The sequence below is a fragment of the Paenibacillus sp. FW507-14B1B genome (genome assembly GCF_058781425.1).
In genome coordinates this window covers 751,046-772,997 of sequence record NZ_JBYSWS010000001.1, presented here as the reverse complement: position 1 = coordinate 772,997, position 21,952 = coordinate 751,046, and the positions used below count along the sequence as shown (strand labels likewise).

Here is a 21,952-nt window from a genome sequence, read left to right as displayed (position 1 = left end):
GCGAGGGGAAACGGATGTCAGAACAATACATTTGCATAGCTATACCAGTGATCGATTATCCGATCAAAGGTTATCAGCCAGGAGATATGCGATTGAAGCTGCAGGAAGAAGTTAACGAACTGATCGATGAGGTTGAGATTGTTCATTTTGATCAACGCCACATGCTCAGTGAACTTATGGACGTGTTGCAGGTGACCGTCGGAATGATCCGGCAGCAGGCACTAGAGACTTTCGCGCCTGAAGAATCTACAATGCTCCTCCGAGATGTAATTGACCGAGCTAATAGCGATCACATAGATAAGATCCGTGAATATGCCCTTCAGCGTAATTGGGAGGTTGCACAAGGATGAGATTCGTAGGCGTAGATCCAGCAACAAAAACAGGAGTTGTTATTCTGGATCAAAACGGGGATGTGCTTTTTGAAAAAGAGCTTAAGGGTGAGGGGCCCAAGATTAGGGGCGGAATATCAACGGAACAGCTCGTATCCCTTGAAGACCAGTTTTACAGAGTTATCAAACCTGATGATGAGGTAGCAATCGAACAACCTGCAATGGGCACTCAAATGGGTGTTACAACCGGAATGATACACGGTGGATTAAGAACAATGATCTTCCGTAGGAAACTCGCTTACTGGGACGTAAACCCTGCTTGGACTAAGAAATATGTAAAGGTGACCGGATGGATCGTAGAGGACGGTAAAAAACGCAGGTTCAAGGATAACGAGAAAAAGAAAGCGATGAAGGAAGCTGCGCTGGAACACTTCGGATATACCCATAAGAGTGACAATGTAGTCGATGCTTATATCATAGCCAGAATATCACTGAATTTGTACCTCATGCGAGAGTATAGACCTTTGATAGACACGAACTCATATCAAACTGAAGTACTTGAATCCATATTGAATAAAGTTTAATACCCGGGGCCGATCAGGTCTTGCGGCGGACAGTCACACCCATTTGGAGGAACAACAGTTCTTATTTTGAGGGAGGCGAAAGGGTTTGGACAGAGGTTTTATCAAGTGGTTTCAAAAGATAAAGGGCATGAGTAACAAGCGTTTCTGGCAAGAAATGAACCATATCCACACCAAAGCCTACGCCATGGGCATGAATCACATGAAAGAGGCCATGGAGTGTCATCCCCGGATTAGTAAGCCGATGGTCGAGCAGGTATATGCCAAGGCTGAAGAGATTCGTGAAGAGTGGGATGGTTTGAAGATGATCACTATCAACGATACCGAAGATGTTGAATTCAAAACAGCTGCTGAGCTGATCCATAACCTTACAGCTACTGAGGCATATATTTTCAATCTTAAAGAAGAGGCTGTTATTTACATCGCAGGACGTCACTTCAAGGTACAGCCAGTACAAGAGGAGGGGCAAGATGGGGACGTCAGTACCGAGAAGGTCGAATGAATTAAAAGGCACACCTCCTAGCCCAGTCATTGAATACAAGCTCAGTCCAGAGGAACTGGATAAGATTCAAGGCAAGCCAATTCCCAAGTCTCAAACGAAGCCTATAGAGTTCAGAGCAAAAACCAGCATTCCAAAAAACGAAGAGGACGTGAAGGATATGCCAAAGGTAAATAAAGCTGATTACTTAGAACTTAGAGTTAAGGGAGTATCTAAGAAAGATGCAGCCAAGAAGCTCGGCACCTCTTTAGCAAGTCTTGAAAGTTACTGGATCCCCAAACAGTGGGGGATTAAGAGTGATGCTTCGGAAGAGATTGAGATCGCTCGTTTTAAGGAGTCACGCCAGGAGAAAAAACAGGAAGCACCGCCTGCTCCTCCAGTAGCAGAGAAGAGGCAAGAAGAGGCGCAATCCTCCGAACCAATTCCTGTCCCAGTTATAACAGAGAAGCCTGCAGAACCAGAGAAAGAATCAATCCCCATCCTACCAGTGCAGATTACTCAAGAACAAGCTGCTGCATTGAAGCTGATTCTTTCACATAAGTCTGCTGACGAGATTGTTCTGCGTCACTCTCAGACTTTCATCATCACTCGTGAGAGATGGCTTGAGGATCTGGACTCACTTAATGATCTTTCACTAGATGACATGATCCGGGCTGTGTATTTCGGCTATGAGATCAAGAGGACTCCAGAGGAGCAGCTGTTGCATGAGTTTAAGCAAGCAGAAGCGATGTATGGAGCGCAAGAAGGATTGGTTTATCGAACAGGTTTGCAGATTGCAGCTGAGATCTTAGGGCATAAGGTTTTGGGCGTGAATGCCTAACCACCATACCCCATATAAGGAGGGAGATAACGATGAGCGAACAGAACAAGATAGACGAGATAATGTGGGAATGCCCTTCATGCGGATTTGCTTTTGACGCGACCCATCAAGATATCGATCCGGTAACAGGTAAAGGGAACGGAAATTATACATGCCCATTATGCGAATTAGTAGAACAGGACGCTGAAATAGAGCTCCTGAAAGCAGAGATAGAACGCAAGGATGAAGCGCTGAGGTTTTATGCGGAAGAAGAGAACTATCAGGCGAAGATCATGGAAACCGAATGGGGACCAAACATAGCCATCGTCAAGGACGGCGGAAAACGCGCTAGGGAAGCCTTATAAACCCAAGGAGCGAATGTATGCAAACGGTCATGAAATGGGGTGCTATGTACGGACAGCTTGAGGACGGAGATCAGATCACTCCAGATATGATACAACTCGGAAATCATCTCATTATTCCTGGTGACAGGATCACGAGTATCGGAAAGAAAAAGCGTTCGATGTTTGCAATGCAAGATGGGTTTTGTCTCGTCTATCAAGGGGTTTGCGATAGTCACTTAATGTTCACCTCAGAACCGACAGGGTGCAGTGGTGACCCATGGTACTATTCTTTCGCTTATGTTGATTCAACTACTTTGCTCATCGGCGGTAAAGGGTGCATGGACATTAGGGTTGATGATCTTCTGTTAAAGCCATCCCTTTAGAGAGGAAGAAGAGAAGATATGAAAGATTACAAGTTTCGTGGCATGGACATAGCCGGAGATTGGCATTATGGGAATTTAGCTGTGATCACAAAGAAGATGGGGTTAACCGAGCCGGGATATTACATCTCAAACGCTGTCGGCAAGCCATTCGCCTATATGGTTCGTCCCGAAACAGTAGGTCAATACACCGGACTAAAAGACCGTAACGGTAAAGAGATATATGAAGGGGACATTCTTGACGGTAGTTATGTCAGTCCAATGTCCGGGGGAATGTTGAAAAGACATTATCTAGTTGTCATGGAAAGAGGCGTTTACTACGCGGAATTGATTGGTCACCATCCTTACGGTACGACATTACTTTACTTCGAAAACTTGAAAAGCGAAGTCATCGGAAGCCGTTGGGACAATCCCGATCTATTGGAGGGTGAGAAGATATGATGGGACCAGGCAGACCAGCTAATGAATGTGGAAATGATGAATTGGTGGCTGAGTTTGAACAGACTTGCCGTGGTGGTGATTACGAATTTGCAGGAGAGTACCGCGAAGAATTGTTAAGACGTCTAACTGTGAATAACCAAGTAAAGCTAATAGAAAACCTAGAAAAAGTCATACGGCATGAATTAAGTAACTTCCCAAGAAATGAAACTGTTGTCTTAGGCGGATCCATTGCTCAGTTGCTAGATATTGCAAAACGTAATTCCCCATCAGTACCCACCATTAAGCTGGGAGATAAGGTGCTAATCACAGTGGAGGGTCCTTTGAAAGGAAAAACACTACCAGTTAGCGCTCACCATGCACATAAGCAGTTGATTTCTGTTATAGCAGAAGATGGGCTATGGAATATCGGCTATGGAGGATTTGAACTTTTGGAGGTAGTGGAATGAAGAAGGGTGATTATCTGCGGATGAAGGCCGCACTTCGAAACATCCTGGAAATATCGACAGACGAGTTTGCGAAATCTCAAGCTCGTTATGGCTTGAATATAAATCAGCAAGGCCAAGCAATGAATTTATCTGATAATCGAGAGGAGCAATAACCTATGAAAACAAGTATGAACGTACTTTTTAAATCGATGCAAAAAGATGATAAGAAAGAGATCCTGAAGTTTGAAATAAAGGGTGCTGAGGATGTAGATGGTGAAGCTGAACTGTTTGATCTCTCTGGCGATATCGTAATAACGATCTCCATGGAAGTAGGTGGTGATGATGTCTGTGGTGAGATCAACGCGGAATTTATCTCCATGCAGCGTGACAGCAAGAAGACAATTATGAAGTTCGGGATCAAAGGTGATAGCGAAGAGAAGGCAGTGAGCTTATATCGATTAGCTGGAAGAAACGTCACTCTGAATGTTGCTCCCAGTCAGATGAGCATTGATGAGTTTAACGAGCCGAGAGAAGGCGTTCGTGGCAGGATCAACCGGGATGGAACAGTTGAAGTGGACGAGAACCAGATGACTCTGGATGAGGCGGCAGCCACTAGTGAGGATGGTCCACCGATGCCAAATGATGATGATCTGCCGTATTAATGATTACTCCCCGGCTTCGGTCGGGTTAACCTAATAGCGAGGTGATACCATGGAACAGATGAGCCTCGGGGATGATTTTCTTCCTGATCTTGATGCATCGAAAACAAAGAAAGCCGTCATTGAGGCTTTTGATAGATATCGGAAATGCAAATATCTGACCTTTGAAGAACGTGAAGCTAATGTGACTGCAGGTCTTAGTGATACTCCCAAAGGATATACAGGAACAACCAGCGATCAGACAGGAGATATAGCAATATATAATGTAGACAAGCAAAACGAACGTAAGAAGTATTGTTTGAGAGTTGAAAGAGCTGTCTCACGTCTCCCTAGAATGGAAAAGTTTCTGATAGAAAAACGTTATATGTCTGAGGAAAGTGCCTATATAAACGATCAACATGTTTATAATTTTGAATTCCAACCTCCTATAAGTTGGCCAGTCTATAAGAAGTATCGTTGGGAAGCTTTCTACAAATTAGCACTTCATTTAGGGATTGCGGTGAAAGTCGAGAATAACTCAGGTGGTGAGGAATAATAAATCCTCAAATTGTTTGTAAAGATGGACAAACGGAGATGCATACTCATCAAGTGGAGGGGATGCACTTGAAAAAAAAGAAAGAGCTCGTCTTCACTCGTTCCTTTTATGATAAATATACAGGCGAATACTTGGGCGATAATCCAGAAGAAGTCTTCGCCAAACTCTCATCTGAGCGGCTTTCCCCACTGAAAGCATTGACGATGGAGATCATTACAGGTAAACCACACAAAGCAGTTATAAAATAACTAAAAGAGCACTGATTATAAGGTGCTCTTTTTTAAGGTGCTCTTTTTTCGTGTCACTAAAATTACTTTAGGTCAGCGTAAGGGTGGAATGCCACAGATGGCTGGCGAATTCACACTGCGTAAAAAAGGTATTGATCCTAGAACGGATCTGGAATTAATTCAGAATATCGATTTTGCGAACATCGCCTCTGCATTTGCATCAGGGACAGGGCAATTTGTGCAGTTGTTTGAACCACAAGCGTCAATTTTTGAAAAAGAAGGCAAGGGGAAGGTTGTCGCTTCTTTCGGGGTTGAAAGTGGACATTTGCCTTACACCGTATTTATGACCAAACAGAGTTACATTAGCAAGAATAAGGAAACGGTGCAGAAATTTACGAATGCGCTTTATAAAGCACAACAATGGGTGGATTCACACAGCGCTGAAGAAATTGCAGATGTGATTATTCCTTATTTTAAAGATACGGAGCGGGATATCGTGGTGTCTTCGGTTAAGCGATATAAAGAGCAAGGGACATATGCAACCGATCCGATACTAGATGAAGAGGAATGGAATAATCTGCTGGATGTGATGGATCAAGCTGGCGAGCTAAAGGAACGAGTATCCCGAGATAAGATTGTTGATAACAGTTATGCAGAGAAAGCGAAGGAATCGGGAAAATAATGGTTAAACATCCATTTCGACCACGAAAGGAGAGAGCAATATGAAACCGGTGGTTGAACTTCGGAACATCGCACATGTATACGTGACCGACCGGGAAGCCCTTCTTTCTGTTGAAGGGATTCAATTTAAGGTGCTAAAAGGCGAGTTCATTAGTCTAGTGGGTCCAAGCGGCTGTGGCAAAACAACGATTCTGTCCATCATAGCTGGACTTCTCAAGCCTTCTCATGGGGAAGCCAAAGTAAAGGGTCATCTGGTGAATGGGCCTTCTCCTGAAGTGGGTTATATGCTGCAGCAGGATTATCTGTTTCCATGGCGGACGATCATGGACAATACACTGATTGGTTTAGAACTGACAGGCAGATTGACGGAGCAGACCAAGAACCATACAGCAGAGCTTCTTAAAGAAATGGGGCTTGCATCAAGCAGTAGGTTATATCCGCCGCAGTTGTCTGGTGGTATGCGCCAGCGCGTCGCGCTTGTTCGTACACTCGCTACAGATCCTGAATTACTACTGCTCGATGAACCTTTTTCAGCATTGGATTATCAGACTAAACTTCAACTTGAAGATCTCATTGTAGAGACGCTTCGTGACCGGAATAAGACAGCTATTCTAGTTACGCATGATTTGTCTGAGGCCATCGCTATGAGTGATAAGGTCATTCTGCTAAACAGAAACCCAGGCAGAGTTCACCGGACATTTGAAGTGCCAGAGCATATTCGGCGTTCGCAACCTTTCTATGCCCGTAAGGAACCTGGATTTAATGAGTTATTCCATGAAATATGGAGCGAGATGGAATCCATAGGAGGTAAGGAGTGAAGCGATATGACTGATTCTGATTCGATTCATACCAGCTCGAATTCCTTAGATTCCGGCTGGCTCGAAAGCATACATGCCCGTCATATGCGCCATAAACGCAAAATCAAGCATCGTGTAATTATGGTTCAGACTGCACTATTAGTCTTGTTTTTTGCCTTTTGGGAACTGGCTGGTCGTTCGAAGTGGATTGATGTACTGCTGTTCAGTTACCCAACCAAAATCTTTGTGAACATTTGGGATGATATGATCACGGGAGAGTTGTGGGGGCACATAGGGGTCACCGTTGGGGAGACCGCGGTTGGATTTTTGTTAGGAACGTTGTTAGGAACAGCGATAGCAGTCTTGATTTGGTGGTCCCCTTTTCTGAATCGGGTGCTGGATCCGTATATGGTTGTGTTTAACAGTATGCCTAAGGTCGCTTTAGGCCCGATATTTATCGTAATGTTCGGATCAGGATTTACAGCAATCGTGGTCACGACGTTATCCATAACCGTTATTGTAACTACGCTAGTTGTATACAACAGTTTTTCAGAGGTTGATTCCAATCTGATCAAGGTTGTACGAACATTTGGGGGTACGAAAGCACAAGTATTTAAGCGAGTTATTCTTCCAGCCTCTTTTCCAGCAATCGTATCGACTTTGAAAGTGAATGTTGGTATGGCGTGGGTAGGTGTTATCGTTGGTGAATTTCTCGTAGCAAAATCCGGTTTAGGATATTTGATTATGTACGGATTTCAAGTATTTAACTTTACGCTAGTCCTCTCTAGCTTGTTAATTATCGCTGTTGTAGCTACGGCTATGTATCAGATGGTTGTGTATATTGAGAAAAAGTTGTTGAAGCATCGTTAGATGTAAAGTCGTTTCTTTTAACTTACTGGGCCTCTGGTAGGTGCTCAAGTTGTTTGGATAATGAAAATCGGATACCATGAGAATACGATAAAGACAAGAGAGGGTTGCTCATGGGATTTCGTATTATCAAGACAGCAGTAGCAACGATGCTTGCTATTTTGGTTACCGATGCATTAAATATTCCGGGGGCAACATCGGCCGGTTTGCTGGCGATCCTGGGCGTAGATGTGACGCGAAAGCGCAGTCTGCGCTCTGTATCGGCGCGTTTTTTTGCATCTATACTCGGATTGATTCTGGCGTCCGTTCTGTTCTATTTCTTTGGCTTTCATTATTGGGTGCTAGCTTTATACATACTTCTTGGTTTCCCTCTGATAGCAAAGGCTAACTTTAAAGAAGGTATTGTTACGAGTTCTGTCGTTGTATTTCGTGTGTTCGGTTCAGAAGAGCTTAGTGTGGATATTTTCCTTACACAAGTGGAGTTATTGTTGATTGGACTTGGTTCAGCAATGTTAGTGAATATGGCGTACATGCCCAAAAGTGAAGGTCGTCTGATGGAGATCCGTCGTGAAGTGGACGGGCTATTCTCTGTCATATTCAATCATATATCGCAGACGCTTCGCGATCCGAATCATATATGGGACGGTAAGGAACTGATCGAAGCGAATCAGGCCGTAGAGCGAGGGCTTCAGGAAAGCAATCGTCTCTTGGAGAATCAGATGCTGCAGCCCGATGTCGCTTGGAATGTATACTTCTATATGCGAAAAGAACAGCTCGAAAACATTCAGGCGATGATGCATCTGATCTCCCAGGTCTATGAGAGGCTGACTCATGGGGAACTTGCAGCGAATTTGTTCGATCAGATGAGTAAGGATGTTGTCACGGAACAATATACAGGGAAGACGGAGAAACTTTTGAATGAGTTAGAAGTTATATTCAAAGATATGGATCTACCGCATACAAGAGAAGAATTTGAATTACGCTCTGCCATTCTTCAGTTGTGCCGTGAACTAGAGTATTTCTTGAAAATTTCTAAGAAGAATAAAGCACCGACAAGCAAGACTAATCCGAATCGCTTGAAAGATAAGGGATAGGATGATAGAGAATGGAATTTATGATGCATTGACGCCCATATATTGAAGTAATGCAATAGGATGATGTGCAAATAGCTTGGACCTTTGACTCGTGTCCACCAGATTAGGGAGAAGAAACAGTCCTGTTTTCTCACTTTTATAATCTTTTTCTGCTATTTTTAGCATCATATGAATTTATTTGGACCACTTCATTCAACATTCGCCCATCTCCTGCATACACATGTATGGAATGATTGTATGGAGGAGGTTCGAAGATGTCATTGAGTAGTAAACACCAATGTAGAGAGATCATTACGAAGGCGATCTGCGGCAAGGGTCGTAAGTTCTCTACCGTAACACATACCGTGACTCCGCCCAATAATCCAACCAGCATTTTGGGGGCCTGGATTATAAACCATCAATATGAGGCGGTTGCCGCCGGCGACGGAATTGAAGTTATTGGTACTTACGATGTTAACATCTGGTATTCCTATGACAAAAATTCACAGACCGATGTGGCAAAAGAAACGGTAACTTATGTAGAGCGTGTACCTTTATCGTACTTGGATCCCAAACATCGTGCCTCTACGGTAGAAGTATCCGCGGAAGCGACTCAGGAACCGAGCTGTGTGGAAGCAAGCGTCTCTTCTAATGGCAAAAGTGTTCTCTTGCGTGTTGAGCGTGAGTACTCCGTAGAGCTTATTGCTGAGACGAAGGTCAATGTGAAGGTATGCGGACTTCATCATGGGGATTATGAGGACAAAGAATTTGAATTCGTCGGCGGGGAAGACGGTGATTACGAGGACCTCGACTTTGATGAGCTGGAGGATGAGCTGTAAGCCTTCCCTACCCGGCAACATAGTACAGCATATGCAGTGGGGGCGGCTTTGCAGAGGGCAAACGCCCTCTTTTTTTATTTTAAACTATTTTTAGGGAGGGTTTAAATGTGGCAAGAATGCTTGATGACCTTACAGAATTATATTCAAGCGAATGGATCTCTCCGGAAACCATGAATGCACGTTTAATACGCTCTGGTGTGCCTAGTCGAATTCTTAACAGCCAGAGAAGCGATAGAGAAAGATTCAATGCAAGATATCGTGTTAGGGTCAATGGACTTTGTTCAACGTTTGTGACGCCGTCTATTCGAGGTTCGAGAAGTGGTGGTTTAAGCATAGGTGGAGTTCTATCAAGTGGTCTTGAAGACGGACTGTGTAGAAGAGTGGAGAAGGCGGCTATTCGAGCACTGTACACCTTAGGAACCGATGTTGGGGAGGTCGAGATCATAGCTCTACCTGGCCGGCGTTATGCGGTGAATGGAATCATACCAAGGAAGATGAACCCGCCATTACTAAACAGTAAGCTGGTTGATTCTAAGGGGCAAGACGAAGAGACTCGGATACTTATGGGGATGGACCCGGAATTTATTCTGGTAAATAAGGAAGGCCACGTCGTTCCTGCTTCCCTGTATCTAGATCGATATGGGACCGCGGGGAGTGATGCTGTGCGTGTAGGTGATGAAGTTAGCTACCCACTCGGAGAGCTTCGCCCAGCGCCGCACGCTGATCCAGATGGGCTTCTTAAGGCAATGCGAGCAGCTATGCTTACTGCGCAGCAGTGTATTACGGATACATCCTTGCAGTGGAGAGCCGGTGGATTGCCAGCTCCTGGTTTGCCATTAGGTGGGCATATTCACTTTAGCGGAGTGCCCTTAACGATGTCTGTTCTTCAATGTCTAGATAATTACTTAGCACTTCCCTTGGCGATTGTAGAAGACCCTGCTGGTCGAGGGCGCCGTCCTCGGTACGGGTTTCTTGGAGATTTTCGCATACAACCCTACGGCGGTTTCGAATATCGGACACTACCAAGCTTCATGGTATCTCCACTGATATCGAAGGCATCGCTCTATATAGCTTATCTGATCGTGCTCCACCATGACAGATTACGTGCAAGACCTCTAAACCGGGAGAGGTACCATAAAGCATATTATGGAGGGAGGAAGGAGGTACTCAGAGAAGTTGCTGAAAAGCTACACCAAGATCTCACACGTCTTCCTGAATATCCTACATACAGCAAAGTTATTGATCGCTTATTTGAACAGATCAAAGAAGGACGGAATTGGGATGAGAGTCGTGATATCCGTCCCCTTTGGAATATTCCGGCCGTACCGTGACCTTCTCTTGTTTTCTGTTATAATAGAGGTCAAGCTAGAAACGGCATGGAGGTAACTCATGGCAAAATATACGCCTATGATTGAACAATATTTAAGTGTTAAGGAACAAGCGCAGGATGCGTTTCTTTTTTTCCGTTTGGGAGATTTTTATGAGATGTTCTTTGAAGACGCCGTACTTGCGTCCAAAGAACTAGAAATTACGCTAACCGGTCGTGAAGGTGGTGGCGCTGAGAAAATTCCGATGTGCGGTGTGCCATATCACTCTGCAGAGGGCTATATTCAGCGTCTGATTGAAAAAGGATATAAAGTTGCCATATGTGAACAGATGGAAGATGCGTCGGCTACGAAAGGGATGGTACGGCGCGAGATCGTTCGTGTCGTCACGCCAGGGACGATCATGGATGGCAAAGTGGTTCATGAGAAGTCTAACAACTATATGTTATGTATCACTTCTCATGGTGGCCTGATGGCTCTTGCGGCGTGTGATCTATCTACAGGAGAACTGTATGTAACTTCCGTTCCTGCTTCACACGAGTGGCTGCGTGATGAGATTGGTATCTATGAACCCTCTGAAATTATTGGAGATGAAGATCTGCTGGAGATCGTTTCCTCTCATACAGTGGCCTTTAGTCGTCCTGTTGTACGTACACCTTGGGAACGGCGGGATGATAATTTAGTTCGTTCGCAGTTTGGGGAAGCGGTATGGGCTCGATTAGACGAGGAAAGAAGAGCGTGTATATCTCTGTTAATTGGCTACTTAAGTGAGACCCAAAAGCGTTCGCTTGGTCAACTTACACAGATTAATTCCTATGAGCCTGGGCAGTTTATGGTTCTAGATCCATTTACACGCCGGAATCTGGAATTGGTGGAAACCGTTCGAGAACGTTCCAAGAAAGGATCTCTACTCTGGCTGCTGGACCGGACTGAAACATCGATGGGTGCTCGTTTAATGAGACGACGCATCGATAAACCCCTTTTACAGCGTAGCCGCATTGAAGAGCGTCTTGAAGCTGTGGACCATCTGTATAACCAGTACATACTCCGCGAAGATTTGCGGATGGCTCTTAAAGAGATTTATGATCTGGAACGATTGGTCGGAAGGATTGCATTTGGTAGTGCAAACGGTCGGGATTTGAACGCTTTGAAGCTATCCTTGCGTCAAATTCCGATGTTAAAGAGTCTATGTGCTGAATCAGGCTCTGAAACCCTTCAGAGGCTGGCGGATGCTACAGATGTATGTGATGATCTGTGTGCACTGATTGAAGAATCTATTGTAGATGAACCACCAGTCTCCGTACGAGACGGAGGAATTATTAAGCCGGGATACCATGAACGACTCGACGAACTGAGAGAAGCGAGTACGAATGGTAAGCGGTGGATTGCAGAGCTGGAAGCAAGAGAGCGCAGTGTAACAGGAATTAAATCTTTGAAGATTGGCTACAACAAGGTATTTGGCTATTATATTGAGATTACGAAATCGAATATCGCTTCACTGCCTGAGGGCAGATATGAACGCAAACAGACGCTAGCTAACGCGGAAAGATATGTTACTCCAGAGCTGAAAGAGAAGGAAGGACTTATTCTTGAGGCGCAGGAAAAGATGGTTGACCTCGAATATGCGCTGTTTACAGAGCTGCGTGATAAGCTGAATACGCAGATTTCTAGACTACAGAAGCTTGCTGAGAAGATTGCAGAGATTGATGTTTATCAATCACTGGCTGCGGTAAGTGCAGAGCACCGTTTCGTTAAGCCAGAGCTGAGCGAAGGTTATGATCTGATCGTAGAAGGTGGACGACATCCGGTTGTAGAGGCGGTCATGAAGGATACGTCCTTTATAGCGAACGGTACGGAGCTTAAGAAGGACGGCTCATCGATTCTGCTCATTACAGGACCGAATATGGCTGGTAAGAGTACTTATATGCGTCAGGTGGCTCTTGTGTCTATTTTGGCTCAGATCGGGTGTTTCGTTCCTGCCGAAATGGCAACACTGCCGCTCGTTGATCGAATCTTTACCCGGATCGGTGCTGCTGATGATTTGATTGGTGGCCAGAGTACGTTTATGGTGGAGATGGCAGATATTCAGGTCATGACGGAAAAAGCGACACCGCGAAGTCTGATTATTATTGATGAATTAGGACGGGGAACTTCAACTAGTGAAGGAATGGCAATCGCGCAAGCAGTGATTGAATACGTTCATGATCATATTGGTTGTAAAGCGCTCGTCTCGACTCACTTTCACGAACTTGCTCATCTGCAGGACAGCTTAACAGGTCTTAAGAATTACTCGATGGCCGTGCAAGAGAGTGGTGACAAGGTTCATTTCTTGAGAAAGCTCATTCCAGGTGCGGCGGATAGTAGCTACGGCATCTACTGTGCCCGCTTGGCTGGACTCCCTAGCAGCATCACGGAGAGGGCTTATGGATTGCTGCAAGGGCTTGAGCAGGCGTCGTACGTCGCGGTTACTGGGGAAGTAATTCATTCGTCTGAAAAGCAAGCCATGAATCCGGAAGCAGATGCGTTCACCAGAGAAAATACTTTGGTGTATGACACTATATCGGATCGTGATTCGGGTCGTGACATGGAAAGATTGGATCAAGGCAAGGATGCTTCTGCACAACTGCAGAACGACAATGCTGTTGTACAGCTATCCATATTTGGTGATGAAGAATCCCAATCCACGAAGTCATCTTCCTTAGAATCGGAAAGTACGGCAAGGGATTCTGATCGTGTCGACCCGAAGGTCATGGGGATTATTGAGGCTGTAAAGTCAGTAGATGTCATGAATATGACGCCTCTTCAGGCAATGCAGCTACTTAATGAATTAAAGATGAAAGCAAATCATTTATAAATGATATAAGTCTATAAACGGGGGTAGGAAACATGGCTAAAATACACATATTGGACGAGCATATCGCCAACCAAATCGCAGCCGGTGAAGTGGTGGAGCGGCCTGCCTCCGTCGTGAAAGAGCTGGTGGAGAATGCGATTGATGCAGGAAGCACGAAGGTTGATGTAGCTGTAGAAGAAGGCGGTCTGCTAAGTATACGGGTAAGTGATAACGGCTCAGGAATAGATCCTGAGGATTGTGAGACAGCGTTCTATCGACATGCAACCAGTAAAATCGCTCAAGGACGCGACTTGTTTCATATAACAAGTCTAGGATTTCGAGGAGAAGCACTTCCATCGATTGCAGCAGTATCCAAGGTCAAATTAGTCACCTCTAATACTTCAGATGGACGAGGAAGAGTTCTTGAAATTGAAGGTGGACACCTCAAAGTCAATGAGGAAACTGCAGCACCGAGAGGGACCGATTTCTTAGTGAAAGAATTGTTTTACAATACACCAGCAAGGCTGAAATATATGAAGACAATTCAGACAGAGCTTGGTCATATCTCGGATTATATGTACCGATTAGCACTTTCTCGGCCGGATATTGCTTTTACAGTTCGCCATAATGGGAACACACTCTTACAGACGCTAGGTAATGGTGACCTTCTTCAGGTGATTGCAGCAGTCTATGGTACCCAAGCAGCCAAATCCATGATGCCCATTAAGGCAGAGAATATGGATTACACCTTATCGGGATATATCAGTCGGCCTGACTTTACAAGAGCGAATCGAAATGCCATGTCTTTTATTATCAACGGGCGTTATATTCGCAATTACGGTTTGAGCCAAGCTATTTTGAGAGGGTACCACACCCTGCTGCCCATTAATCGATTTCCTATGACGGTTTTGCAGTTAGATATGCATCCATCACTTGTTGATGTGAACGTCCATCCTTCTAAACTCGAAGTTCGCTTCAGTAAGGAACCAGAACTTTATGCCTTCGCAGAAGAGGAAGTGCGCAAGGTGCTTATGCAAGAGGTCCTGATTCCTCGCCCTGTGAAGCAGAACATCAGTAAGGATGCGAATGCGTTTATTCAGGAACAGTTTCATTTTTCGAAAAATAATTCTGAGGGAAATCGAGATGAATTACCTTCTACACCTGCTTCGGATCTCGATAAAGATGAGAACTTTAAGAATCTTATAGACAGAGAAAAAGGTGGTGTTTCGTTTTCGGGAGGAGCATCCTCAAACGTTGAAGAAACGCCAAAAAATCCAGGGTCTTCTTATGGTCAAATTGAGCGAAGTAGTGCTTCGTCGAATGTAGGTTCTTTCCAGATGAAGGAGTCAGCAGCAACGACGTATCGATCTGACTCTCGTGCGGGTAACAGACCAGTTCCTAGTAAGCCTGCGATGACACAAGAGTGGCTTCATGCTGCAGGAGGCGTAGCTCCAGAGATACCACCTTTTCCAGAGTTGACGGTCATAGGGCAGCATCACGGGACGTATCTGATTGCTCAGAATGACACAGGTCTTTATTTAATCGATCAACATGCAGCACATGAACGGATTAATTATGAATACTACTATGAAAAGTTCGGGAAACCAGCTGATGCGTCCCAAGAACTGTTATTACCTATCACATTAGAGTTTACGCCTTCCGAATCCGAAAAAGTGAAAGATCGATTGCATTGGTTCGAACAGGTAGGAGTCTATTTAGAGCATTTTGGAGGTCAAACATTTCTGGTCCGTTCACATCCATTCTGGTTCCCTAAAGGGGATGAGAAGGAACTGATTGAAGAGATGGCGGAATGGGTGCTCAGTGAACGAAATATTGATTTAGCTAAATTGAGGGAAACCTCGTCCATATTATGCTCGTGTAAAGCTTCAATCAAAGCGAATCAAAAACTTACAGAGCAAGAATCAGCGAAGTTAATTGAACGTTTAGCCGCTTGTCGGCAGCCGTACACTTGTCCGCATGGTCGTCCAATCGTTGTTTCTTTCTCGATTTATGATCTGGAGAAAATGTTTAAACGCGTCATGTAAAGCAGCAAGGAGGAAACTATGATTATTACCACAGGAGAGGCGGAAGCGCCTGCTCTCGTTGAAAGGGCCAAGTTATTGGCGGAGGAAGTGGGGTGCCAGTATGTAACCCGTGGCGGCCAATCACTTAGAAGGCTTGCTATAAAATTTGGAGAAGAGGATATATTGGTAGTATTGGATGGACATGTCCGCTTAGGAGGACCTAATCGGGAAGTCCTAGAGTTCCACCCTAGTATGGGATATGTAAGGTTAAAGCGTGTGCTTCGAGGGGACCCTGATCCGATGCTCGAAGCGACGAGAATGGAAGAGGGAGATACCGTACTAGACTGTACAGCTGGACTTGGAGCTGACTCACTCGTATTTTCCATCAAGTGCGGTGAGCGTGGTAGCGTAACGGCACTTGAAAGCTCGTTCCCACTCTACGTTTTTCTAAAAGAAGGTCTGCGTTCTTACCAAAGCAATCTGAAAGCAAGTGATGAAGCTATGCGAAGAATTCAAGTTGTGCATGGTCATCATTTAGATTATTTAAGGTCTTTGCCAGATAATAGTGTTGATATCGTATATTTTGACCCTATGTTTCGTGAACCGTTAACAGAATCGGCTTCGATCAATCCCCTTAGACATTATGCAAACGGTGAAGCACTTGATGAGCAAAGTGTTAAGGAAGCAGTAAGGGTTGCGCGAAAAACGGTTGTTTTAAAAGAAAAGCGGGGAAGTAAAGAGTTTTCACGTCTAGGTTTTACCGTTCCTGAGCGGAGTCAATCGAAAATAACGTACGGAGTGATAAGTATTGAAAGAGCAAACTAAACCCAATCTCCTCGTGCTGATTGGTCCGACAGCTGTAGGTAAAACAAAAATGAGCATAGAACTTGCCAAAACGTTTGGCTGTGAAATTATCTCAGGCGATTCCATGCAAGTATACCGTGGAATGGACATCGGAACGGCAAAAATATCCAAGGATGAAATGGAAGGAATTCCTCATCACCTAATTGATATTCACGAACCGGATTATCCCTATTCTGTAGCTGAATTTCAGGAACAAAGTGGAAGGTTGATTACAGATATTACGAACCGCGGCCGCTTACCATTTATTGTGGGAGGCACTGGCCTCTATATTGAATCCGTATGCTATGGTTTTCAATTCAGTGAAACCGGTGCTGATGAGGATTTCAGGCAGGAACAATTTAAGTATGCGGAGGTTCATGGCGCCGAGGCACTTCACCATAAGCTGGAAGAGGTTGATCCTCAAAGCGCCACGAGATTGCACCCGAATGACCTCCGTAGGGTTGTTCGTGCTTTGGAAGTTTTTCATTTAACGGGCAGCCCTCTATCAGCTCAATTAGCTTCTCAGAAGAAGGAGTCACCTTACCATCTTTGCTTGGTCGGTTTGACAATGGACAGGCAAATGCTATATAACCGTATTGAAGAGCGCATTGACTTGATGCTGCATCAGGGATTGGTTGAGGAAGTAACCAAGTTAATGGATAAGGGGTATGCTCCAGGCCTCGTATCTATGCAGGGATTAGGTTACAAAGAGATCGTATCGTATCTTCAAGGCGCTTATAGCTATGAGGAAGCAGTAGAGTTATTGAAGCGGGACACACGTCGTTTCGCGAAGCGTCAGCTATCTTGGTTCCGTCATATGAAGGACATTGAGTGGGTGGATGTCACCGACTCTCAAAATTTTTCTGCTAATTACGAAAAAATCCATGGTATAATAGCAGGAAAGTTTCTCTCAAATCTTGAATATACTTCAAAACAATCAAAATGAATCATTGGGGGTACGGCTAATGAACAAGTCCATAAACATCCAAGATACGTTCTTGAACCAACTGCGTAAAGAGAACATTCCGGCCACGGTATACCTGACTAACGGCTTTCAGATTCGTGGGACGATCAAAGCATTTGATAATTTTACGATCGTGATCGATAGTGACGGACGCCAACAAATGGTATACAAGCATGCCATCTCTACGTTCATGCCGCAGCGCAATGTTTCCCTGATGCAGGACAACACCAACGAATAATCTTGGTTATTTTTAGCAGGGACGATTTATTTGAAACTTTTCGGTGAATAATTCGTTTAGTTGTATAGGAGTGCAGAGGAGCAACCTGAGAAGGTTGTTCTTTTCTTTCCAAGGTGCAACAGATATCTCATAAGAGGGAGTCAGGAGGGGAACTATGGCTGGTAAAGATCGAGATCAAATGTCCAGGGTGAACAAAAACAAAGAGACCCCTAAGACATCTCAAAAATCAAAAAAGAAGAAAAAAGGTAGAGGAAAACGAATTGGTTGGGCGTTGTTCTTTACGGCGGTCATCGCTATATTTTGTGCACTAGCTGGCTACTTGTTTATTATGGTCAGCGGTGAAAAGCTGCTTGAGGAGAATAAGGACAAACTTACGGCATATGGCTCATCAAAAGTATATGACCGAAATGGGACGCTGATGGGCGAACTTTCAATTCAGAAGAGCGACCCAGTTAAGAGTGAAGATATTCCACAGCTATTGAAGGATGCTTTTGTAGCAACCGAGGATAAACGCTTTTATGAGCATAGTGGCGTGGACATCTGGTCGATTGGACGTGCAGCGGTAAAAGATATTATGGCACGTTCCATGGTTGAAGGTGGTAGTACCATTACCCAGCAACTTGCCAAGAATATTTTCTTAACGCGGGATAAGACGTTTTTCCGTAAAGCAACTGAGGTTTCGATTGCGCTCGCACTCGAACGAAACAATACCAAGGATGAAATCCTTGAGATGTATCTAAACCGAATTAACTTCGGTGGCCCATATTACGGAATTAAAGCTGCATCTGAACGTTATTTCGGAAAGACTGATTTGAAAAAGCTTAAGCTATGGGAGATCGCTACTTTAGCAGCTATGCCAAAAGGGCCTTCTAAATACAATCCGCTGAAGAATCCGGACCTCAGTAAAGAGCGTCGTGCTGTTGTATTGACTCTCATGGAGGAGCAAGGATATATAACGGCGAAGGAAGCAGCAGAAGCCAAGAAGGTAGATTACGCCTATGAACCACCTGCTAAGCAGCAGAAGTATACGGCGTTTATCGACTATGTCATGGAGGAAGCTGAAGAGAAGTGGGGCCTTACAGAGGACGATGTCAATATTGGCGGATATCAAATCTATACAACCATGGATGCGAACGCTCAGCAAGTGCTTGAATCTGAGTTCAATAATCCAGATAACTTTGAAAAAGGTGTCGGTGATGCATTGATTCAAGGGTCCATGGTGATTATGAACCAACATACAGGCGGAATTGTTGCCATGACTGGTGGTCGTGAATACCAACGTGGTGGCTTTAACCGAGCGACAGATAGTCGACGACAGCCTGGATCAGCATTAAAGCCGATTGCTGTGTATGCACCAGCTCTCGAGACGGGTGGGTACAATAAAGACTCCCGACTTAGTAATCAAAAGCAATGTTTCGGCAGTTACTGTCCGAATAACCTGCATGGATACTCTGAAACGGTAAGTATGCAAGATGCTATTCAACGTTCTGAGAATATTCCAGCGGTATGGTTGCTAAATAAGATTGGTGTAAAAACCGGTCACAGCTTTGTTGAGAAGATGGGCATTAAAGTGACCGAAGAGGATAAGAATCTATCGCTTGCGCTCGGCGGAATGAGCGTAGGGACGAATACGTTTGAAATGGCCCAAGCATTTAGTGCATTTGCTAATGGGGGCGAATTAAACGAGGCTTATGCGATCAAGCAGATTAAAGATAGTAAGGGCAAAGTTATTCATGAGAACAAAGGTAATAATCGAGATCGTGTAATGTCCGCTCAGACAGCGTCAGAGATGACTAAAATGATGGAACGAGTTGTACAAGATGGTACCGGACGGAACGCAAGAATCAGTCGACCGGTTGCCGGTAAGACAGGTACCACTCAAAGTGGTTTGAAAGGCGTTAGTGGTGTACGTGATGTGTGGTTCGCTGGTTACACACCTGAACTAACCGCAGCAGTATGGCTTGGTTATGATGAGCCGAACGCTGAACGTATGTTGCGTCAGAGTAGTCCAATGGCAGCTGCATTATGGGGTAAGGTCATGGAGAAAGCTGTGCAAGGGTATGAAGCGAAGAAATTCCCAACTACTGAAGTGACCCCACCGCCTGTGGAGGAACCGCCCGTTGTAGAGCTTGAAAAAGTCAGAAACCTGACTGGCTCATATGATCCACAGACTCAGAAGGTTAATTTGAACTGGAGTGCAGTTGATGGTGAGGGAATCGTGTACCGTGTGTACCGTAAAGAATCTTCTGAATCTGATTACACTCAAGTAATGGATACATCACTAACTACAGCTGATGACATCACGGCTATGGAAGGGTTAACGTACAGTTATTACGTTACAGCTTACGATCCTGCCCAGGATCTCGAGACAGAACCTTCGAATATACTTGAGGTCGTTACCGCTGGGGTAGCACCTCCAGAAGAAGAACCAGAGGAAGAACCGGATGACAATGTTGAACCTACTCCGCCGGTAGAAAACCCAGATGAGGGTGGTAATAACTCGGGTGAAGAGCCTGGGACTGGTGAAGGAAATGGCGAGGGTAACGGTGGCCAAGACCAAGGAAATGGAAATGGTCAAGGTGGCGGCGAAGGTAATGTTACCCCTCCAGATCAAGGTAATGGACAAAGTGGTAATCAAGGAAATGGGCAAGGAAATGGCCAAGGAAATGGTCAAGGTAATGGAGGACAAGGTGGCAATAGTGGCACCAACAATCCCGATAATGGTACCGGAGGTGACACCGGCGAAACTGGCGGTGAGACGACCGTACCTGGCACGACCCCACCTACCGATGGAGATGCTGCAGATCAGACAGCTCCTCAGGAAGTTCAGGGTACCGAATAAACGATTATGAAAATGAACGAATTGAAGCCCCCGCATTGATGCGGGGGCTTCTTTGTTTTGAGTGTGAAAGTTAAATGTGGTAAGCTGAAGTTACGATATGGGGAGGAAAAGTTCCATGAAACGTAAATTCGGAGACCGGGCGAATTGGCGCCGCATTACCCGCCGGCACTTCACTTCCCGTTATGTGGAATGTGATCAGTTTACAGGATATCTTACCTTATATACGATTTACGGCCTGAAAGAGCCTCTGTGGAAAACTTACGGGCAGCATACATACCGCATTGCGGATAAGGGATATTCCTGGTTACAGTACTATCCGAAAGACAGTCACTTTATAGTGACAGCTATGTTCGATGACAAAAGGCATATTGTTCAATGGTATATTGACATATGTAAGAAGCAGGGTGTTACCGATCAAGGCGTTCCATGGTTTGATGATTTATACCTCGATGTTGTTGTTAACAAGAATGGTGAAGTGTTCTTGCTAGATGAAGATGAATTAGAGGATGCGCTTCGGAAGAGCGACATTACCCGCGATGATTACCGGCAAGCTAAAGTTACGGCCCGAAATCTGCTAAGGGCAATTGACGCACATGAATTTCCTTACTTTATGATGTCTCTTGCGGATCGAGATCGTTTGTTTCATAACGGAGAGTTTAGGAGGAAAACATAATGCGTCAACCACAATACTCAGGGGTGCGAAGCACAGGTTCTATGAAAGGTCGTCTCTTTCTTAAAAGGAGTCTTTATGGAGTGTTTGCACTTATTCTACTTGGAATGATGTGGACTGGGTATGTTTATCTTCAAATAAATAAGGCCGAAAGTACGGTCACAGAGAAGGCGGATGTCGGGATCATTCTTGGTGCTTCGATGTGGGGAGATGAACCTAGCCCAGGGTTGAGAGAGCGATTACAGCATGGGCTTAAACTCTACGAAGATGGATTTTATAAATCAATCATCGTTAGTGGGGGTTTAGATGCACCGGGGTTAAAGTATACGGAAGCGGAAGGAATGCGTAATTTTCTTGTGGCTAATGGTGTGCCAGAACAAAATATCCTGCTGGAAAACGAAGCTACTAGTACATATGAGAACCTGTTGTTCAGTAAACGAATTATGAAAGAACACGGATTTAATTCTGCGATTATCGTAACACATGACTATCATGGTACGAGATCACTTGAAGTTGCTCATACACTTGGCTATGATCATCCAGCGCTTTCTATCACGACCTCCTCTGTACTTCCTATGGTAAAGCATAAAAGTCGTGAGGTATTAGCCTATACAAAGTGGACTGCAGACAAGATATTTATCAAGCTTGGCTTGAAGTAATGAAAACTTCTAATAACCTGCTAATAAATAGAATACATTGGAATAGATAGTCAGCCTTTTGGATAATGAGGTGAGGAG

At 44.7% G+C, this 21,952-nt stretch carries 26 protein-coding genes and 1 pseudogene; 26 read left to right on the top strand and 1 reads right to left on the bottom strand.

Annotated features, from left to right (window positions below; genetic code table 11):
* Positions 1-14 precede the first annotated feature (14 nt).
* The 16 genes and pseudogenes from AC3WJJ_RS03455 to AC3WJJ_RS03380 all read left to right on the top strand — a co-directional run bounded on the left by AC3WJJ_RS03455 (position 15) and on the right by AC3WJJ_RS03380 (position 8,658).
* Complete coding sequence (locus AC3WJJ_RS03455) at positions 15-350, top strand: hypothetical protein (protein ID WP_492538031.1); 336 nt, start codon at positions 15-17, stop codon at positions 348-350.
* Positions 347-913 carry a hypothetical protein gene (locus AC3WJJ_RS03450; RefSeq protein ID WP_492538030.1) on the top strand — a complete coding sequence of 189 codons (567 nt, stop codon included), beginning with the start codon at positions 347-349 and terminating at the stop codon, positions 911-913. The genes AC3WJJ_RS03455 and AC3WJJ_RS03450 overlap by 4 nt, the downstream gene beginning before the upstream one ends.
* A gap of 127 nt (positions 914-1,040) precedes the next feature.
* A complete protein-coding gene (locus AC3WJJ_RS03445) occupies positions 1,041-1,412 on the top strand; it encodes a hypothetical protein (protein ID WP_492538028.1) in 372 nt (123 codons plus the stop codon).
* Entirely contained in the window at positions 1,381-2,229 is an 849-nt protein-coding gene (locus tag AC3WJJ_RS03440) for a hypothetical protein (protein ID WP_492538026.1), read from the top strand. Before AC3WJJ_RS03445 ends, AC3WJJ_RS03440 begins: the two co-directional genes overlap by 32 nt.
* Positions 2,230-2,261: 32 nt before the next feature.
* Positions 2,262-2,573, top strand: a complete 312-nt coding sequence (locus tag AC3WJJ_RS03435; RefSeq protein WP_492538024.1) for a hypothetical protein — start codon at positions 2,262-2,264, stop codon at positions 2,571-2,573.
* A gap of 17 nt (positions 2,574-2,590) precedes the next feature.
* Positions 2,591-2,935 (top strand): hypothetical protein, encoded by a 345-nt coding sequence (locus AC3WJJ_RS03430; RefSeq protein ID WP_492538022.1) that lies wholly within the window; start codon positions 2,591-2,593, stop codon positions 2,933-2,935.
* 18 nt (positions 2,936-2,953) lie between these two features.
* The gene (locus AC3WJJ_RS03425) at positions 2,954-3,373 is read left to right on the top strand and encodes a YopX family protein (protein WP_492538020.1); all 420 of its coding nucleotides are present in this window, start codon (positions 2,954-2,956) and stop codon (positions 3,371-3,373) included.
* Positions 3,370-3,819, top strand: a complete 450-nt coding sequence (locus AC3WJJ_RS03420; RefSeq protein WP_492538018.1) for a hypothetical protein — start codon at positions 3,370-3,372, stop codon at positions 3,817-3,819. Before AC3WJJ_RS03425 ends, AC3WJJ_RS03420 begins: the two co-directional genes overlap by 4 nt.
* Positions 3,816-3,971 (top strand): hypothetical protein, encoded by a 156-nt coding sequence (locus AC3WJJ_RS03415; RefSeq protein WP_492538016.1) that lies wholly within the window; start codon positions 3,816-3,818, stop codon positions 3,969-3,971. The genes AC3WJJ_RS03420 and AC3WJJ_RS03415 overlap by 4 nt, the downstream gene beginning before the upstream one ends.
* A gap of 3 nt (positions 3,972-3,974) precedes the next feature.
* Positions 3,975-4,460 carry a hypothetical protein gene (locus AC3WJJ_RS03410; protein ID WP_492538014.1) on the top strand — a complete coding sequence of 162 codons (486 nt, stop codon included), beginning with the start codon at positions 3,975-3,977 and terminating at the stop codon, positions 4,458-4,460.
* A 49-nt stretch (positions 4,461-4,509) separates the two neighbouring features.
* Complete coding sequence (locus tag AC3WJJ_RS03405) at positions 4,510-4,992, top strand: ArpU family phage packaging/lysis transcriptional regulator (RefSeq protein ID WP_492538012.1); 483 nt, start codon at positions 4,510-4,512, stop codon at positions 4,990-4,992.
* Positions 4,993-5,060: 68 nt separating this feature from the next.
* Positions 5,061-5,240: a hypothetical protein gene (locus AC3WJJ_RS03400; RefSeq protein ID WP_492538010.1), complete on the top strand. Its 180-nt coding sequence runs from the start codon at positions 5,061-5,063 to the stop codon at positions 5,238-5,240.
* A 61-nt stretch (positions 5,241-5,301) separates the two neighbouring features.
* A pseudogene (locus AC3WJJ_RS03395) lies at positions 5,302-5,901 on the top strand (ABC transporter substrate-binding protein); the annotation flags it as partial.
* A 40-nt stretch (positions 5,902-5,941) separates the two neighbouring features.
* Positions 5,942-6,718: an ABC transporter ATP-binding protein gene (locus AC3WJJ_RS03390; protein ID WP_492538009.1), complete on the top strand. Its 777-nt coding sequence runs from the start codon at positions 5,942-5,944 to the stop codon at positions 6,716-6,718.
* 84 nt (positions 6,719-6,802) lie between these two features.
* On the top strand, positions 6,803-7,567 hold the full coding sequence (locus AC3WJJ_RS03385) for an ABC transporter permease (RefSeq protein ID WP_492539570.1): 765 nt from the start codon (positions 6,803-6,805) through the stop codon (positions 7,565-7,567).
* Between the two features lie 110 nt (positions 7,568-7,677).
* A complete protein-coding gene (locus AC3WJJ_RS03380; RefSeq protein ID WP_492538007.1) occupies positions 7,678-8,658 on the top strand; it encodes an aromatic acid exporter family protein in 981 nt (326 codons plus the stop codon).
* Between the two features lie 18 nt (positions 8,659-8,676).
* On the opposite strand, the gene AC3WJJ_RS03375 is transcribed toward AC3WJJ_RS03380, so the two are convergent.
* The gene (locus AC3WJJ_RS03375) at positions 8,677-8,823 is read right to left on the bottom strand and encodes a hypothetical protein (protein WP_492538005.1); all 147 of its coding nucleotides are present in this window, start codon (positions 8,821-8,823) and stop codon (positions 8,677-8,679) included.
* Positions 8,824-8,912: 89 nt separating this feature from the next.
* On the opposite strand from AC3WJJ_RS03375, the gene AC3WJJ_RS03370 reads away from it, so the two are divergent.
* From AC3WJJ_RS03370 to AC3WJJ_RS03325, 10 genes are all read left to right on the top strand, one after another.
* On the top strand, positions 8,913-9,476 hold the full coding sequence (locus AC3WJJ_RS03370; protein ID WP_492538003.1) for an outer spore coat protein CotE: 564 nt from the start codon (positions 8,913-8,915) through the stop codon (positions 9,474-9,476).
* Between the two features lie 116 nt (positions 9,477-9,592).
* Positions 9,593-10,807 carry a putative amidoligase domain-containing protein gene (locus AC3WJJ_RS03365; RefSeq protein ID WP_492539569.1) on the top strand — a complete coding sequence of 405 codons (1,215 nt, stop codon included), beginning with the start codon at positions 9,593-9,595 and terminating at the stop codon, positions 10,805-10,807.
* Positions 10,808-10,865: 58 nt separating this feature from the next.
* The gene (mutS, locus tag AC3WJJ_RS03360) at positions 10,866-13,655 is read left to right on the top strand and encodes a DNA mismatch repair protein MutS (RefSeq protein WP_492538001.1); all 2,790 of its coding nucleotides are present in this window, start codon (positions 10,866-10,868) and stop codon (positions 13,653-13,655) included.
* 32 nt (positions 13,656-13,687) lie between these two features.
* Positions 13,688-15,679 carry a DNA mismatch repair endonuclease MutL gene (mutL, locus tag AC3WJJ_RS03355; protein ID WP_492537999.1) on the top strand — a complete coding sequence of 664 codons (1,992 nt, stop codon included), beginning with the start codon at positions 13,688-13,690 and terminating at the stop codon, positions 15,677-15,679.
* Positions 15,680-15,697: 18 nt separating this feature from the next.
* Positions 15,698-16,483 carry a class I SAM-dependent methyltransferase gene (locus AC3WJJ_RS03350; RefSeq protein WP_492537998.1) on the top strand — a complete coding sequence of 262 codons (786 nt, stop codon included), beginning with the start codon at positions 15,698-15,700 and terminating at the stop codon, positions 16,481-16,483.
* Positions 16,467-17,447, top strand: a complete 981-nt coding sequence (gene miaA / locus AC3WJJ_RS03345) for a tRNA (adenosine(37)-N6)-dimethylallyltransferase MiaA (RefSeq protein WP_492537996.1) — start codon at positions 16,467-16,469, stop codon at positions 17,445-17,447. Before AC3WJJ_RS03350 ends, miaA begins: the two co-directional genes overlap by 17 nt.
* Positions 17,448-17,466: 19 nt before the next feature.
* On the top strand, positions 17,467-17,703 hold the full coding sequence (hfq, locus tag AC3WJJ_RS03340) for an RNA chaperone Hfq (RefSeq protein WP_422660994.1): 237 nt from the start codon (positions 17,467-17,469) through the stop codon (positions 17,701-17,703).
* Between the two features lie 154 nt (positions 17,704-17,857).
* Positions 17,858-20,545 carry a transglycosylase domain-containing protein gene (locus AC3WJJ_RS03335; RefSeq protein ID WP_492537993.1) on the top strand — a complete coding sequence of 896 codons (2,688 nt, stop codon included), beginning with the start codon at positions 17,858-17,860 and terminating at the stop codon, positions 20,543-20,545.
* A gap of 115 nt (positions 20,546-20,660) precedes the next feature.
* Positions 20,661-21,218: a ribonuclease FAU-1 family protein gene (locus AC3WJJ_RS03330; protein ID WP_422660996.1), complete on the top strand. Its 558-nt coding sequence runs from the start codon at positions 20,661-20,663 to the stop codon at positions 21,216-21,218.
* The gene (locus tag AC3WJJ_RS03325) at positions 21,218-21,874 is read left to right on the top strand and encodes a YdcF family protein (RefSeq protein WP_492537992.1); all 657 of its coding nucleotides are present in this window, start codon (positions 21,218-21,220) and stop codon (positions 21,872-21,874) included. Before AC3WJJ_RS03330 ends, AC3WJJ_RS03325 begins: the two co-directional genes overlap by 1 nt.
* Positions 21,875-21,952 lie beyond the last annotated feature (78 nt).

What these genes read in the sequence shown, in the direction of transcription:
- AC3WJJ_RS03430 (WP_492538022.1), top strand. Translation starts at nt 2,591, where the DNA reads ATGCAAACGGTCATGAAATGGGGTGCTATGTACGGACAGCTTGAGGAC.
- AC3WJJ_RS03410 (WP_492538014.1), top strand. Translation starts at nt 3,975, where the DNA reads ATGAAAACAAGTATGAACGTACTTTTTAAATCGATGCAAAAAGATGAT.
- AC3WJJ_RS03415 (WP_492538016.1), top strand. Translation starts at nt 3,816, where the DNA reads ATGAAGAAGGGTGATTATCTGCGGATGAAGGCCGCACTTCGAAACATC.
- AC3WJJ_RS03420 (WP_492538018.1), top strand. Translation starts at nt 3,370, where the DNA reads ATGATGGGACCAGGCAGACCAGCTAATGAATGTGGAAATGATGAATTG.
- AC3WJJ_RS03390 (WP_492538009.1), top strand. Translation starts at nt 5,942, where the DNA reads ATGAAACCGGTGGTTGAACTTCGGAACATCGCACATGTATACGTGACC.
- hfq (WP_422660994.1), top strand. Translation starts at nt 17,467, where the DNA reads ATGAACAAGTCCATAAACATCCAAGATACGTTCTTGAACCAACTGCGT.
- AC3WJJ_RS03455 (WP_492538031.1), top strand. Translation starts at nt 15, where the DNA reads ATGTCAGAACAATACATTTGCATAGCTATACCAGTGATCGATTATCCG.
- AC3WJJ_RS03350 (WP_492537998.1), top strand. Translation starts at nt 15,698, where the DNA reads ATGATTATTACCACAGGAGAGGCGGAAGCGCCTGCTCTCGTTGAAAGG.
- AC3WJJ_RS03330 (WP_422660996.1), top strand. Translation starts at nt 20,661, where the DNA reads ATGAAACGTAAATTCGGAGACCGGGCGAATTGGCGCCGCATTACCCGC.
- AC3WJJ_RS03425 (WP_492538020.1), top strand. Translation starts at nt 2,954, where the DNA reads ATGAAAGATTACAAGTTTCGTGGCATGGACATAGCCGGAGATTGGCAT.
- mutL (WP_492537999.1), top strand. Translation starts at nt 13,688, where the DNA reads ATGGCTAAAATACACATATTGGACGAGCATATCGCCAACCAAATCGCA.
- AC3WJJ_RS03385 (WP_492539570.1), top strand. Translation starts at nt 6,803, where the DNA reads ATGCGCCATAAACGCAAAATCAAGCATCGTGTAATTATGGTTCAGACT.
- AC3WJJ_RS03450 (WP_492538030.1), top strand. Translation starts at nt 347, where the DNA reads ATGAGATTCGTAGGCGTAGATCCAGCAACAAAAACAGGAGTTGTTATT.
- AC3WJJ_RS03380 (WP_492538007.1), top strand. Translation starts at nt 7,678, where the DNA reads ATGGGATTTCGTATTATCAAGACAGCAGTAGCAACGATGCTTGCTATT.
- AC3WJJ_RS03325 (WP_492537992.1), top strand. Translation starts at nt 21,218, where the DNA reads ATGCGTCAACCACAATACTCAGGGGTGCGAAGCACAGGTTCTATGAAA.
- AC3WJJ_RS03445 (WP_492538028.1), top strand. Translation starts at nt 1,041, where the DNA reads ATGAGTAACAAGCGTTTCTGGCAAGAAATGAACCATATCCACACCAAA.
- AC3WJJ_RS03405 (WP_492538012.1), top strand. Translation starts at nt 4,510, where the DNA reads ATGGAACAGATGAGCCTCGGGGATGATTTTCTTCCTGATCTTGATGCA.
- AC3WJJ_RS03435 (WP_492538024.1), top strand. Translation starts at nt 2,262, where the DNA reads ATGAGCGAACAGAACAAGATAGACGAGATAATGTGGGAATGCCCTTCA.
- AC3WJJ_RS03370 (WP_492538003.1), top strand. Translation starts at nt 8,913, where the DNA reads ATGTCATTGAGTAGTAAACACCAATGTAGAGAGATCATTACGAAGGCG.
- AC3WJJ_RS03440 (WP_492538026.1), top strand. Translation starts at nt 1,381, where the DNA reads ATGGGGACGTCAGTACCGAGAAGGTCGAATGAATTAAAAGGCACACCT.
- mutS (WP_492538001.1), top strand. Translation starts at nt 10,866, where the DNA reads ATGGCAAAATATACGCCTATGATTGAACAATATTTAAGTGTTAAGGAA.
- AC3WJJ_RS03335 (WP_492537993.1), top strand. Translation starts at nt 17,858, where the DNA reads ATGGCTGGTAAAGATCGAGATCAAATGTCCAGGGTGAACAAAAACAAA.
- AC3WJJ_RS03365 (WP_492539569.1), top strand. Translation starts at nt 9,593, where the DNA reads ATGCTTGATGACCTTACAGAATTATATTCAAGCGAATGGATCTCTCCG.
- AC3WJJ_RS03375 (WP_492538005.1), bottom strand. Translation starts at nt 8,823, where the DNA reads ATGCTAAAAATAGCAGAAAAAGATTATAAAAGTGAGAAAACAGGACTG.